The organism is Nocardiopsis codii, assembly GCF_036327455.1.
Classification (GTDB): Bacteria; Actinomycetota; Actinomycetes; order Streptosporangiales; family Streptosporangiaceae; genus Nocardiopsis; species Nocardiopsis codii.
This window is the reverse complement of record NZ_JAUZMY010000051.1, coordinates 1-14,031: the sequence shown is the minus strand read 5'-3', so window position 1 is coordinate 14,031 and position 14,031 is coordinate 1. Positions and strand designations below refer to the sequence as shown.

10 protein-coding genes are annotated in these 14,031 nt (G+C 71.2%); 8 read left to right on the top strand and 2 right to left on the bottom strand.

Annotated features, from left to right (window positions below):
- The first annotated feature begins 2 nt into the window (after window positions 1-2).
- The 4 genes from murJ to uvrA all read left to right on the top strand — a co-directional run bounded on the left by murJ (window position 3) and on the right by uvrA (window position 7,264).
- Entirely contained in the window at window positions 3-1,625 is a 1,623-nt protein-coding gene (murJ, locus tag Q8791_RS30070; protein WP_330095230.1) for a murein biosynthesis integral membrane protein MurJ, read from the top strand.
- Complete coding sequence (locus tag Q8791_RS30065) at window positions 1,622-2,704, top strand: glycosyltransferase family 4 protein (protein WP_330095229.1); 1,083 nt, start codon at window positions 1,622-1,624, stop codon at window positions 2,702-2,704. Before murJ ends, Q8791_RS30065 begins: the two co-directional genes overlap by 4 nt.
- A gap of 374 nt (window positions 2,705-3,078) precedes the next feature.
- A complete protein-coding gene (locus Q8791_RS30060; RefSeq protein ID WP_330095228.1) occupies window positions 3,079-4,098 on the top strand; it encodes a TerC family protein in 1,020 nt (339 codons plus the stop codon).
- 331 nt (window positions 4,099-4,429) lie between these two features.
- On the top strand, window positions 4,430-7,264 hold the full coding sequence (gene uvrA / locus Q8791_RS30055) for an excinuclease ABC subunit UvrA (RefSeq protein WP_330095227.1): 2,835 nt from the start codon (window positions 4,430-4,432) through the stop codon (window positions 7,262-7,264).
- A gap of 211 nt (window positions 7,265-7,475) precedes the next feature.
- Here uvrA and Q8791_RS30050 read toward each other — a convergent pair whose 3' ends face one another.
- Window positions 7,476-7,835: a hypothetical protein gene (locus Q8791_RS30050; RefSeq protein WP_330095226.1), complete on the bottom strand. Its 360-nt coding sequence runs from the start codon at window positions 7,833-7,835 to the stop codon at window positions 7,476-7,478.
- A 467-nt stretch (window positions 7,836-8,302) separates the two neighbouring features.
- Between Q8791_RS30050 and Q8791_RS30045 the strand changes: the two genes are divergently transcribed.
- Window positions 8,303-9,016, top strand: a complete 714-nt coding sequence (locus tag Q8791_RS30045) for an RDD family protein (protein WP_330095225.1) — start codon at window positions 8,303-8,305, stop codon at window positions 9,014-9,016.
- 136 nt (window positions 9,017-9,152) lie between these two features.
- Window positions 9,153-9,539, top strand: a complete 387-nt coding sequence (locus Q8791_RS30040) for a Rieske (2Fe-2S) protein (RefSeq protein WP_330095246.1) — start codon at window positions 9,153-9,155, stop codon at window positions 9,537-9,539.
- Between the two features lie 88 nt (window positions 9,540-9,627).
- Here Q8791_RS30040 and Q8791_RS30035 read toward each other — a convergent pair whose 3' ends face one another.
- Complete coding sequence (locus Q8791_RS30035; protein ID WP_407942083.1) at window positions 9,628-10,758, bottom strand: mechanosensitive ion channel family protein; 1,131 nt, start codon at window positions 10,756-10,758, stop codon at window positions 9,628-9,630.
- A 239-nt stretch (window positions 10,759-10,997) separates the two neighbouring features.
- On the opposite strand from Q8791_RS30035, the gene uvrC reads away from it, so the two are divergent.
- Both uvrC and rapZ read left to right on the top strand, forming a co-directional pair.
- Complete coding sequence (uvrC, locus tag Q8791_RS30030) at window positions 10,998-13,025, top strand: excinuclease ABC subunit UvrC (protein WP_330095224.1); 2,028 nt, start codon at window positions 10,998-11,000, stop codon at window positions 13,023-13,025.
- A complete protein-coding gene (gene rapZ, locus Q8791_RS30025; protein WP_330095223.1) occupies window positions 13,022-13,906 on the top strand; it encodes an RNase adapter RapZ in 885 nt (294 codons plus the stop codon). The genes uvrC and rapZ overlap by 4 nt, the downstream gene beginning before the upstream one ends.
- The last annotated feature ends 125 nt before the right edge of the window (window positions 13,907-14,031 follow it).

Genomic DNA, 14,031 nt, shown 5'->3' with positions numbered 1-14,031 from the left:
TGGTGTCCCGCGCCGTCCACGGCGTGACGCGCGGTGTCGGTGCGGCGGCGGCACTCATCGCGGTGGTCACCGTGGGCGCGCGCCTGGCGGGGTTCGGCCGCACCGTGGTCTTCTCGCAGACGGTCGGCGACACCTGTCTGGGCACGGCCTACGTCACCGCGAACCAGCTTCCCGCGGTCCTGTTCGAGATCGTCATCGGCGGGGCGCTCACCGCCGTGGTCGTCCCGGTCATGGCGGCGGCCGCCGCCCGCGGCGACCACGAGCAGGTGCGCCGGACCGCGTCCGCGCTCATCACCTGGGTCCTGCTCCTGTCGGTCCCCTTGTCCGCTCTGCTCGCCCTCGCCGCGCCCCCGGTGATGGCGCTGATGCTCGGCTCGGGCGCCGGCTGCGACGGGCGGTCCCTGCTCGCCCTGTCCTCCCGGATGCTCGTGGTCTTCGCTCCCCAGATCGTCTTCTACGGCCTGGCCTCGGTCCTGTACGGCGTCCTGCAGTCCCACCGCAGGTTCCTCGCTCCCGCCCTGGCGCCGCTGCTGTCCAGCCTGGTGGTGATCGTCGCCTGCCTGGCCTTCGTCCCGCTCGGCGGAGACCACCGCCAGGACGTCGCGGGCCTGCCCCCGGCGGCCGAGCTCACCCTGTCCCTGGGGACCACCGCGGGGGCCGCCGCCCTGTTCCTCACCGTGCTCGGCCCCGCCCGGCGGCTGAGGGTGCGGCCCCGGCCGCGCCTGACCTTCCCCGCGGGGGTGGGTGAGCGTGTGCGGTCCCTGGCGGTGGCCTCCCTGCTGCCCCTGGTGGCCATGCAGGTGTGCCTCCTGCTGTCGGTGGCCCTGGCCAACTGGGGAGGGGGCGCGGGGGCGGCCGTGCTGTACACCTACGCGTGGGCCCTGTTCACGCTGCCCTACGGGGTGATCGCCGTCCCCATCGCGACCAGCGCCTTCACCGCCCTCGCGGTCGCGCACGCCGAACACGACACGGAGGGTTTCGCCGCGCTCGCCTCGGGCAGTGCCCGCGCCTGTGTCGTGGTCACCGCAGGGGTCGGCACCGCGCTGGCGGCGGCCGCCGCCCCGGTGGCCGGGGTCTTCGCCCAGCAGGACCCGCAGACCCTGGAGCGCGCCCTGCTCGCCTACGCTCCCGGTGTGGTCGGATTCGGCCTGGTGGCCCTGTTCAGCCGGACCCTGTACGCCTCCCACCACGGGAGGTCGGCCGCCACCGGCCAGGTGGTGGGCTGGCTCGTGGTGATGGTGTGCGCGGTGGTCCTGGTGTCGGCCCTGCCCTCCGGGTGGTCGATCGCCGGACTGGGCGCGGCCAGCACGGTCGGCCTGACCCTGGCCGCCGCCCTGCTGTGCGCAGGGGTGGCACGCGCCCACGGGCGCGACGCCCTGTCCGGCGTGGCGCGCTCGGTGCTCGCGGCGGCCCTCGGCGGTGCCGCCGGCTGGATGGCGGGGCGCTCGGTCGCCGGGCTCCTGGCCGCCGACGGCGTGTGGCAGGCGGTGGGGGCCTCCGCGGCGGCGGGCGCCACGGGGCTGGCCGTCTACACCGCGGTCGCGGCGCTGGCGGACCGCACCGCCGTGCGGGCCGTCGCCGACCGGGTCAGGACCGTACTCGAACGGAGGAAGGGGAAACGGTGAACGGCAGGATCGCGCTGGTCGTCGGTACCAGTACAGGAGGGGTGGGCCGCCACGTCCGCTCACTGGGCGCGGGTCTGCGCGCCCGCGGGTACCGGGTGGCGGTGCTCGGACCGGCCGCGGCCGAGCGCGAGTTCGGTTTCACCTCGGCGGGACTGCGCTTCTCCCCGGTGCCCATCGGCCGGGCGCCCTCGCTGGGGGACCCCGGTTCGGTGCTGCTGCTGCGCGCACTGACGAGAAACGCGGACGTGGTCCACGCGCACGGGATGCGCGCGGGTGCGCTGTGCGCCCTGGCGGGCGCCGACCCGCTGGTGGTGACCGCGCACAACGCGCCGCCGCCGGTCGGGGGAGCCCTGGCCCTGGCCTACCCGGTCCTGGAGAGGATCGTGGCCCGCCGCGCGGACGCGGTGCTGGGCGTGTCCGGGGACCTGGTGCAGCGGATGCGCGCCCTCGGCGCGAGGGAGGCGCGCCTGGCCGTGGTGGCCGCGCCGGAGACCGGAACGCCGTTGAACGGCCGTGAGGCCACCCGTGCCGACCTGGCCGTCCTCCCCGAACGGCCCCTCCTGCTGACCATCGGACGGCTGGCGGAGCAGAAGGGGCTGCACATGCTGTTGGAGGCGGCGCCCGCCATCGCCGACCGCAGTCCGGAGCCGGTGATCGCGATCGCCGGGGACGGCCCCCTGTGGGGCCGCCTGCACGACACGGCGGCCGAGATGGGCGCCGACGTGCGCATGCTGGGCCACCGGTCGGACGTGGCGGATCTGCTCGCGGCGGCGGACGTGTTCTGCCTGACCAGCCAGTGGGAGGGGCCGTCGCTGGTGATCATGGAGGCGTTGCGGGCGGGACTTCCCGTGGTCTCCACCCGGGTGGGGGGCATCCCCGACCTGTACTCGGGGACGGTGCTGATGGTGCCGCCGGGGGACACGGCGGCGTTCGCGGCGGCGGTGGGACGCGTCCTGGACGACCCCGTGCTGGCGGACGACCTGCGGGCCCGTTCGCAGGAGGCCGCCCGGGACCTGCCGAGCGAGGAGGACGCCGTGGAGGCCGCCGCCTCCGTGTACAAGTCGGTGCTGCGCCGCTGAACGCGGACGGGCGCCGGGAGCGCCGCCGCCTCCGGGGGCCGGGCCCGTCGCCGGAGGGGCCGCCGGTGTCCCGGAGGACCGGATGATGTGTCCCGGCGGAGCGGGGAATGCCACCGTCCCGGTGTCTTCCTCAAAGACACCGGAGATGCCATGCTGATCTCAGGGCTTTCGTGCGTCACTGCGTGCGCACGAACGGTACCCTTGGTTTCACGTGAGGGGAGTATCCCTGTCGCGGCGGTGTCGTCATCACGGAGTACAGAGTCGTTCTCCCGGTGCCGTCGGTTCACGTCCTCCGGACGTGAGCGGGAGAGACCTCCGGTAATTCGCCGTGCGTGCACTCAGCTCGCGCGCACTGACCGGAGGAGAATCCGTCCGTGAATGTTCCCTTGTGGGTGTGGGCCGCGACGATCGGTGGCATGATCGCCATCCTGGTGATCGACCTGGCCATCGTCGACCACCCGTGGAGTAAGAAGAAGGGTCCCCAGGAGTTCGGGATCAAGCAGGCTGCCTGGTGGGCGGCCTTCTACATCGGTATCGCCATCCTCTTCGGTTTCGGGGTCTGGTACTTCGGCGGCGGTGGGGCCGGCGCGGAGTACTTCGCGGGCTTCGTCACCGAGAAGAGCCTGAGCATCGACAACCTCTTCGTGTTCTACCTCCTCATGGGCTCCTTCGCCGTACCGAAGAAGTACCAGCACGAGGTCCTGCTCGTCGGCATCGTGATCGCGCTCGTCATGCGCGGCATCTTCATCGTCCTCGGCGCCCAGGTCATCAACGCCTGGAGCGAGGTCTTCTACCTCTTCGGCGCCTTCCTGATCTACACCGGTTACAAGATCATCCGGGATCACATGAAGGGCGACGAGGAGGAGAAGGACTTCACGCAGACCCCGGTGGTCCGCCTGGTCAAGCGCTTCTGGCCGGTCAGTGACGGCTACCACGGCGCCAAGCTGACCGTGAAGCTCGACGGCAGGCGGCACGTCACCCCGATGCTCCTGGTGATCCTCGCCATCGGCGTCATCGACCTGGTCTTCGCCGTCGACTCCATCCCGGCGATCTTCGGCCTGACCCAGGACGCCTACATCGTCTTCACCGCCAACGCCTTCGCGCTGCTGGGCCTGCGCCAGCTGTACTTCCTGCTGGCCGGACTGATGGACCGCCTGGCCTACATCAGCTGGGGCCTGTCGGCGATCATGCTGTTCATCGGTGTGAAGATGATCTTCCACGCGCTGCACGAGAACGGCATCCACATCGTGGACATCGGCATCGGCGCCTCGCTGACCGTGATCCTCGGCATCATGACGATCACCATCGTCGGAAGCCTGGTCAAGTCCAGGATCGACGAGCGCAACAACGCTGCCGTCGAGGGCGAAAAGGACGTCCCGGCCGACAGGTCCTGATATCGGGCGGGCGGTCTCCGCCCGGCTCGCGGACCTCGCGCGAAACGACCTTTCTCGAACAACTGTTCGTCTATAGTGGTGGTGTCCTGACGCCGGAGCGTCGGGGCGCCACCACTTCTCCGTTGTGGAAGAAACCGTCGCCGGCGATCGTTAGTCTTGACGGACGGGGAGGCCTACGCCCTCCCCGCATCCCCTCACCGGCCCGATTCCGAGGCCGAGGCGGTCGCCTGGGGTCGTTCGACCGCCACGCCGCGAAGCCACACACGGGTCAGCCGCCGTCGTCCGACGCGGACCGCACCCTGTGCGCCTATGCCGAAGGATGTCTCACTCGATGGTCGAACAACTGGTAGTCCGGGGAGCCCGAGAGCACAACCTCAAGGACGTCTCGCTGGACCTGCCGCGTGACTCCATGATCGTGTTCACCGGCCTGTCCGGGTCGGGGAAGTCGTCGCTGGCCTTCGACACGATCTTCGCCGAGGGGCAGCGCCGCTACGTCGAGTCCCTCTCCGCGTATGCGCGCCAGTTCCTCGGCCAGATGGACAAACCGGACGTGGACTTCATCGAGGGCCTCTCCCCGGCCGTGTCCATCGACCAGAAGTCCACCAGCCGCAACCCGCGCTCCACGGTCGGCACCATCACCGAGGTGTACGACTACCTGCGCCTGCTGTGGGCGCGCGTCGGGGTCCCGCACTGTCCGGAGTGCCACCGCGAGATCGCGCGGCAGACGCCGCAGCAGATCGTGGACCGCGTCCTGGAGATGACCGAGGGCACCCGCTTCCAGGTGCTCGCCCCGGTCGTGCGCGGGCGCAAGGGCGAGTACACCGAACTCTTCAAGGACCTCCAGTCCAAGGGCTACACCCGCGCGGTCGTTGACGGCGAGGCCGTACGCCTCGACGAGGCGCCCAAGCTGGGCCGTTACGACAAGCACGACATCGCCGTGGTCGTGGACCGGCTCGCCGTCAAGGAGGGGGCGCGCGGGCGCCTCAACGACTCGGTAGAGACCGCGCTCAAGCTCGCGGGCGGCACCATCGTCCTGGACTTCGTGGACCTGGACGCCGACGACGCCGAGCGCGAGAAGGTGTTCTCCGAGCACCTGTACTGCCCCTACGACGACCTGTCCTTCGAGCAGCTCGAACCCCGCTCCTTCTCCTTCAACGCCCCCTACGGCGCCTGCCCCGACTGCTCGGGCCTGGGCACCCGTATGGAGGTCGACCCCGAACTGCTGGTCCCCGACCCGGAGAAGACGCTCGCCGAGGGCGCCATCGGCCCCTGGTCCGGCGGTCCCAACAGCGGTTACTGGGAACGCATCCTGACCGCGGTCGGCGAGGCCGTCGGGTTCGACCTGGACACGTCCTGGGAGAAGCTGCCGCGCCGTGCGCGCAAGGCGCTGATGGAGGGGCACGACACCCAGGTCCACGTCACCTACCGCAACCGGTACGGGCGCAACCGCTCCTACTACACCGAGTTCGAGGGCGTCATCCCCTGGGTGAAGCGCCGCCACTCCGAGACCGAGAGCGACTACGGTCGCGAGCGTCTGGAGGGGTACATGAGAACGGTGCCCTGCCCCACCTGTGAGGGGACCCGTCTCAAGCCGGTCGTGCTGGCCGTGACCGTCGGCGGCCGGTCCATCGCCGACGTCGCCCAGATGTCGCTCACCGACAGCGCGGCCTTCCTCGCCGGGCTCAAGCTCTCCGACCGCGACATGGTCATCGCCGCCCAGGTGCTCAAGGAGATCAACGCCCGGCTCGGCTTCCTGCTCGACGTCGGCCTGGACTACCTGAGCCTGGCCCGGTCGTCCGGGTCGCTCTCGGGCGGCGAGGCCCAGCGGATCAGGCTGGCCACACAGATCGGTTCCGGCCTGGTGGGCGTGCTGTACGTGCTCGACGAGCCGTCCATCGGCCTGCACCAGCGCGACAACGCCCGCCTGCTGGAGACCCTGCAGCGGCTGCGCGACATCGGCAACACGCTCATCGTGGTCGAGCACGACGAGGACACCATCCGCGCCGCCGACTGGGTGGTGGACATCGGCCCCGGGGCGGGCGAGCACGGCGGCCACGTCGTGGTGTCCGGGATCGTGGACGAACTCCTCACCTCCGACACGTCGCTGACCGGCGAGTACCTGTCCGGTCGGCGCGCCATCGCGCTCCCGGAGGGGCGGCGCCCCCTCACCAAGGGGCACGAACTGGTGGTCAAGGGCGCCAGGGAGAACAACCTCCACGGCATCGACGTCGCCTTCCCGCTGGGAGTGTTCACCGCCGTCACCGGCGTGTCCGGTTCGGGCAAGTCCACCCTGGTCAACGAGATCCTGTACAAGGCGCTGGCCAAGGAGCTCAACGGGGCGCGCGACGTGCCCGGCCGACACCTGCGGGTCAACGGCGTGAACAAGGTCGACAAGGTCGTGCACGTCGACCAGAGCCCGATCGGGCGCACCCCGCGCTCCAACCCGGCCACGTACTCCGGGGTCTTCGACCACATCCGCAAGCTGTTCGCGCAGACCACCGACGCCAAGACGCGCGGCTACCAGCCCGGCCGGTTCTCCTTCAACGTCAAGGGCGGCCGCTGCGAGGCCTGTGCCGGCGACGGCACGCTCAAGATCGAGATGCAGTTCCTGCCCGACGTCTACGTGCCCTGCGAGATCTGCCACGGCGCCCGGTACAACCGGGAGACCCTCCAGGTGCACTACAAGGGCAAGAGCATCTCGGAGGTGCTCAACATGCCCATCTCCGAGGCCCTGGAGTTCTTCGAGCCGATCAACGCCATCCGACGCCACCTCCAGACCCTGGACGACGTCGGCCTGGGATACGTCCGGCTCGGGCAGCCCGCCACCACCCTGTCGGGCGGTGAGGCCCAGCGCGTCAAGCTCGCGGCCGAGCTCCAGCGCCGCTCCACCGGTCGGACGGTGTACGTGCTGGACGAGCCGACCACCGGCCTGCACTTCGAGGACATCCGCAAGCTCCTGGGCGTGCTCAACAGGCTGGCCGACACCGGTAACACGGTGATCGTCATCGAGCACAACCTCGACGTCATCAAGACCGCCGACCACGTCATCGACATGGGACCCGAGGGCGGCGCGGGCGGCGGCACCGTGATCGCGGAGGGCACCCCGGAGGAGGTCGCGGCGGTCGCCGAGTCCTACACCGGGCGGTTCCTCGCCAAGATGCTCTAGCGTCCGATCGCCGAACGGGCCCGTCCTCCACCGTGAACCCGGTGGGGGACGGGCCCTTCGCGTCCGCCGGGGCCCGGTGGTTGCGTCGACCAGAAGCAGCAACCCCGTCTGCTCATCCGTGTACGCCCACACGGCGGGCGCGGCGGCCCCGGCAGGGCGAGACGGTACCGGCCCGCGGCGCCTGCCCCGCGGGAGCCATGGGGGTGCGGGCTCAGTCCTGCCAGGTGAAGTCGAAACTGGCGGCGTCGCCGGTGTGCTCGACATAGGTGACGCTGTAGCCGCCCACCTGGGTGGAGTCCCCGGGCACGAGAGTGGCCTCGTCCGACTCCCGGTGCGCCCCCTCCTGCACGGTCACCCGGACGTCGGCCTCCTGGTCGTCGGCCAGGCGGATGCGGTACCCGATCGTCGTGTTCCCCTGCTCCCACAGGTCGCCGTCGCCTTGGGCCCCGCTGACGGTGACCGCGCAGTCCCGGCTCTCGCAGGAGGTGCTGGCGGACCTGGCCCCGCTGCTCGAAGTCACCTCGCACGAGGCCGAGGACGCCAGCACCAGCAGTGCGTTCGTACCTATCACCGCAAGACTCCGCGGGATCATCATGGGGTATCCGCTCCTTCCGGGCCGTCGGTGGAGGCACCGCTTCTGGTGACCGATTCACGCCGACCACCGGATAGGACGCCCGATGCGCCCGTTCGGATCCCCCTGCCGGCGTCACGATCGCGTTCCCGGCTCCGGTTCGGCTGGGGGCGGGGCCCGGGTTGGGCGAGGTCCAGGCGCCGCTCGGCGACGCAGCGGCGCACGATCCCCTGGGGCAGGTCGGCGGCTCCGTGTTCGTCGAGGAGGCGGTCGAAGATCCTCTGACAGGCGCCCACACGCATCGACGAACGTTGCCGCCGGACACGAACAGAAGCACCCCGGCCACAGCGGGTCGGCTCGTGAGCGACAGGTGTCGCCGAGTGGGTAGGGTCGGGCATGTCCGCGCGTCTCCCCGTGCGGCGCCCCGCCCCGCGCAGCCCCCGACGGCCAGGAGGTCGGCCACCGCCATGAACGCTCCCCCTCCACACCCCGACCACACCGGGGGACCGCAGCCGGAGGGCTATCCACCGCCGCCCCGCCAGGAGGCGCACGGGTACGCCCACCGGGGCGCCCCCGACGACCCGGCGGCGGCCACCGTGCACGGGGGCGCGTACCCGGAGCCCCCGGCCGGTCCGGAGCGGCTGTACCCGCTGGCGGGCTGGCGGACCCGGGTCACGGCCAGGCTCTTCGACCTCGTCCTGGTCGCCCTGCCGGCCCTGCTCCTGGCCCTCTTCGTGACCCTGGCCTGGGTCGGCGTCCAGGAGGTCTCCGACGGGTCGACGCAGGGCATCCAGGACCGCTACCCGATCTTCCTGTCGGTGATCTGGTTCGTGCTCTACACCGGGTACGAGACCTTCGCCCTCTCCCGCTGGCACCAGACACTGGGCAAGCGCAGGCTCGGACTGAAGGTGGCGCCGGTCGCCGGCACCGGCAGCCTGGGGTCCGTGCGCCTGGCCGCACTGGTGGTGCGATCCTCCCTGCTGGCGCTGCCCTTCCTGTTCCTGTACCTGCTGATCTTCACCTTCGGCTGGTTCTGGTGGCTGCTGGTCATCGTCATGGCCGTGCTCACCGGCGGTATGGCCGCCTGGAACAGACCCAACCGCCAGGGCATGCACGACAAGATCGCGGGCACCGTGGTGCTCGACGTCGCCGAGCCGCAGGCGCACCGCCCGCCCCTGTAGCCACGGCCCCGGGGCCTCCCGGCCGGGGCCCCGGAGCCAGGCACTCCCACACGCCTACTACATTGTGTAGTGCATATTTTCCGCGCAGGTGAGGGAGCGTTCGGTCGTGGCCGGTAAGAGGACGTGCGGGTGCGGGGTGAGCAGGCGGGGCCTGCTCGGAACGGCGGGAGCGGCGGCGGCCGTCACGGCCGTGAGCGCCTGCGGCGGCGAACCGCCCCGGCCGCAGGACGTCCGCCGCGGTCACGTGGTGGGTCAGACCAGTGACGTCCCCGAGGGGGCGGGCGCGGTCTTCCACAACAGCAAACTGGTGGTGACCCAGCCCGAGAAGGACGACTACCGGGCGTTCAGCGCCTCGTGCACGCACGGGGGCTGCACGGTCCAGGAGGTCGACGACGTCATCCGGTGCCTGTGCCACGGCAGCGAGTTCGACATCTCCACCGGCGAGGTGGTCACCGGCCCGGCGCAGGAACCGCTGGAGGGGTTCACCGTCACCATCGACGGCGGGGACATCATCCTGGACTGACCGGGACCCGGGGGAGCGCCTCCGGCGGGACGGCCCACGCACACGACGGCGCCCGGAGCACATCGCTCCGGGCGCCGTCCGCGTCGGCTCAGGACTCGCCTGGGTCGCCTCCGGGAGGACCGGTGACGCCGTTCGGCTCGCGGCGGCGGAACGCCGAGGTGGGGAACTGCGTGGCGTACGAGGTGTCGTCGTCGCCGGAGACGAACTCGGTGCGGCTGCGCGGCAGGGACCCCGGGTAGTGGGCGACCAGCCACCCGATCAGGTGCTCGCGGATCTCACAGGCGATGTCCCACTGGGCGCCCGTGTCGGCGGCGGTCGCCACCACGCGCACCATCACCTCACCGGTCTCGGTGACGTCCACGACCTGGCACGACCAGCTGCGCCCGTCCCAGTTCCTGCTGGACGTGATCAGGCGCCCGGCCTCCTCGCGCAGCTCCGCGATCGGGACCTCCCAGTCCAGCGGGAGCATGACCTTCGCGGTGATCGCCGTGCCCTGCTTGGTCCAGTTCTCGAAGCTGGTCGTGGTGAAGTTGGCGACCGGCACGACCAGGCGGCGCTCGTCCCAGATCTTGATGGTGACGTTGACCAGGCTGAGCTCCTCGACCCGCCCCCACTCGCCCTCGACCACGACCACGTCGCCGATGCGCAGCGCGTCGCTGAAGGCCAGCTGGAGCCCGGCGAACAGGTTGCTCAGGGTCGACTGGGCGGCGACACCGGCGACGATGCCGATGATGCCGGCGGAGGCCAGGAGTCCGGCGCCGAGCGCCCGCACGGCGTCGAACGTGAAGAGGATCGACGCGATGGCCAGGACCACGATGACCGAGGTGATGACCCGGCGCAGCAGCCGCACCTGGGTCTGGAGGCGCCGGGCCTTGCGGTCGGCGTCGCCGTTGGAGACCGACAGGCGCGCCAGGAACATGTCGGTGACCGCGTGCGCCAGGCTGATGCCCAGCGCGGTCAGCGATCCGATCATGAGGATGCGCATCGCGTGCTCGATGGCCTGGTACGTGCTCCAGGGCACGTCGCCGACGCTGGGCAGCGCCAGGTTGGCGCCGACGACCGCGGCCGCCGCGTAGCCGGAGAAGCCGGTCCGCGCCACCACGTAGTCCGCGATGCGCCAGGCCTTGGCGAGCTTGTGCTTGAGCACCCACCTGACGGCGAACACCAGCAGCAGCGCGAGCGTGACGGACACGCCGATCGCGATCCATTGGGCCACCACGAGGGTCCCCCTTGTCGTTCATGTCCGGAAGTTCGTCTGTACGAGCCCAACCTAGACCATGCAGATGCGCAATCGTGACGTTTGTATGACGCTGGGCAGACCCTCGGGGCCGGACCGTGCACGGAAGCGGCCCTGTCCGGGAACGCCGGGAGCCCCGCGGGCCGGAGTGAACCTCGCCACGGCGGCGGCGGACGGGTCACGAGTGGCCGTCTGTCCCCCCGACCTACCAGAATGGGGTCATGGCTGTGACTCCTCACCTGCGTCCCGCACCCGGATCCATTCCGACCTCGCCGGGCGTGTACCGGTTCAGGGACGCGTCGGGGCAGGTCATCTACGTCGGCAAGGCCAAGAACCTCCGTTCCCGGCTCTCCTCCTACTTCCGGGACTTCGCCGGGCTGCACCCGCGCACCCAGCAGATGGTCTCCACCGCCGCCGACGTCGACTGGACGATCGTCGGCACCGAGGTCGAGGCGCTCCAGCTCGAGTACTCCTGGATCAGGCAGTACAACCCCCGGTTCAACGTCAAGTACCGCGACGACAAGAGCTACCCGTACCTGGCGGTCACCCTCAACGAGGAGTTCCCCCGGGTCCAGGTCATGCGCGGCGCCAAGCGCAGGGGTGTGCGCTACTTCGGTCCCTACTCCCACGCCTGGGCCATCCGCGAGACCGTCGACCTGCTGCTGCGGGTCTTCCCGGTGCGCACGTGCTCGCCGGGGGTGTTCCGCGGCGCCCGCAACAGCGGCCGCCCCTGCCTGCTGGGCTACATCGGCAAGTGCGTCGCGCCCTGCGTGGGCAGGGCGACCCCGGAGGAGCACCGCGAGCTCGCCGACGACTTCTGCTCCTTCCTCGCAGGGGACACCGGACGGTTCATCCGCGAGCTGGAGGGGCGGATGAAGGAGGCCGCGGGGGAGATGGAGTACGAGCGCGCCGCCCGCATCCGCGACGACATCGAGGCACTGCGCGCCGCCCTGGAGAAGCAGGCCGTGGTCCTGCCCGACTCCACCGACTGCGACGTCATCGCCATGGCGGACGACCCGCTGGAGGCGGCGGCGCAGATCTTCCACGTCCGCGGCGGCCGCATCCGGGGCCAGCGCGGCTACGTGGTGGACAAGGTGACCGACGCCGACCCCGCGGAGCTCATGCGGACGTTCCTCGGGCAGCTCTACGGGGCCACCGACGGCACCGACGAGAGCACGGGCACCGGTACCGCCGTCCCGCGGGAGGTCCTGGTCTCACACGAGCCCGCCGACCCGGAGGCGCTGACGGCCTGGCTGTCGGAGCACCGCGGTTCCGCCGTGGACCTGCGGGTGCCCCGGCGGGGCGACAAGAAGTCCCTCATGGAGACGGTCGAGAAGAACGCCCGTGAGGCGCTCGCCCGGCACAAGACCCACCGGGCGGGGGACCTGAGCACCCGCAGCCGCGCCCTCAACGAGATCCAGGAGGCCCTCGACCTGGCCGAGGCCCCGCTGCGCATCGAGTGCTACGACATCTCCAACCTCCAGGGAGAACACGTGGTGGCCTCCATGGTGGTGTTCGAGGACGGGCTGGCCCGCAAGTCCGAGTACCGCCGCTTCTCCATCCGGGGCAGCGGCGAGGGCGACCGCGAGCAGCACGACGTCGCCGCCATGTACGAGGTCGTCAGACGGCGGTTCCGCCGCTACCTGGAGGAGAGTTCCAGGAGCGGCGAGGTCGCACGCATGGGCGAGACCGGCGACCACGGCGGCCAGCGGACCGACGACGAGCCCTCGCCCGGCAAGTTCGCCTACCCGCCTAACCTGGTGGTGGTGGACGGCGCGCGGCCCCAGGCCGAGGCGGCGCGCCGCGCCCTGGACGAGCTCGGCATCGAGGACGTGGCCGTGTGCGGTCTCGCCAAACGCCTGGAGGAGGTGTGGCTGCCCGGTGACGAGGACCCGGTGATCCTGCCGCGCACCGGCGAGGGCCTGTACCTGCTCCAGCGCCTGCGCGACGAGGCGCACCGCTTCGCCATCGCCTACCACCGCCAGAAGCGCGCCAAGGCGCTCACCGGCAGCAGCCTGGACGAACTCCCCGGGCTGGGGCCGGCGCGCAGATCCGCCCTGATCAAGGAGTTCGGCTCGGTGAGAAGACTTGCCTCGGCCTCGGTCGAGGAGATCGCGAACGTGCCCGGCATCGGCCCCAAGCTGGCCGAGACCGTGCACGCGCACCTGTCCGGCGGCCCCGCCGGACGGGGCGGGGAGGGTGACGGGGCATCAGAACGGGACACCACTGACGGGGGAGGAGACACATGACGGTCGAACTGGGCGGGGAACTACCGCCCGAGGTGGTCATCGTCACCGGAATGTCCGGTGCGGGCCGCAGCACGGCGGCCAGGGCCCTGGAGGACCTGGACTGGTTCGTGGTGGACAACCTGCCGCCGGGCCTGCTGCCCACCATGATCGAACTGGCGGGACGCACACACGGCGCGGTCCCCAGGGTCGCGGTGGTCGTGGACGTGCGCTCGCTGGCGTTCACCGAGGACCTGCTGTCCACGGTGGAGGAGCTGCGCAAGCGCGACATCGTCGCCCGGGTGCTCTACCTGGAGGCGGGGGACGACGCCCTGGTCCGCCGGTTCGAGGGGGTGCGCAGGCCCCACCCGCTCCAGGGCGACGGCCGTCTGACCGACGGCATCGACCGCGAACGCGAGACCCTGCGCGCCATCCGCGGCGAGGCCGACCTGGTCATCGACACCTCCCAGCTCAACGTGCACCAGCTCAAGGCGCGGGTGATCGGGTTCTTCGGTGAGAGCGACGAGTCGCGGCCGCGCGCCAACGTGGTGTCCTTCGGGTTCAAGCACGGGCTCCCGGTCGACTCCGACCTCGTCCTCGACTGCCGCTTCCTCCCCAACCCCCACTGGGTGCCGGAGCTCAGGCCCATGAACGGCCGCGACGCGCCGGTGAGCGACTATGTCCTGTCCCAGGAGGGGGCCAAGGAGATGCTGGAGGCCTACTCCGAGGTCCTGAGGCTGACCATCGCCGGTTACCAGCGCGAGGGCAAGCACTACATGACCCTCGCGGTGGGCTGTACCGGCGGCAAGCACCGGAGCGTGGCCATGGCCGAGCAGTTCGCCGACCGGCTGCGCGGACAGGGGGTGGACGTGCACGTCGTCCACCGCGACGTGGGCCGCGAGTAGGGGGACGCGGCGCGAACAGGACCGGTCGGCCGCCGGCCCCCCCCCCCCGGGGGACGGCGGCGGGACCGCGGCACGGCCGGACCCCCGGCCCGGGCGGGCGGCCACGGGCAACCCCAAACCCCACA

What these genes read in the sequence shown, in the direction of transcription:
- uvrC (WP_330095224.1), top strand. Translation starts at nt 10,998, where the DNA reads ATGGCTGTGACTCCTCACCTGCGTCCCGCACCCGGATCCATTCCGACC.
- rapZ (WP_330095223.1), top strand. Translation starts at nt 13,022, where the DNA reads ATGACGGTCGAACTGGGCGGGGAACTACCGCCCGAGGTGGTCATCGTC.
- uvrA (WP_330095227.1), top strand. Translation starts at nt 4,430, where the DNA reads ATGGTCGAACAACTGGTAGTCCGGGGAGCCCGAGAGCACAACCTCAAG.
- Q8791_RS30045 (WP_330095225.1), top strand. Translation starts at nt 8,303, where the DNA reads ATGAACGCTCCCCCTCCACACCCCGACCACACCGGGGGACCGCAGCCG.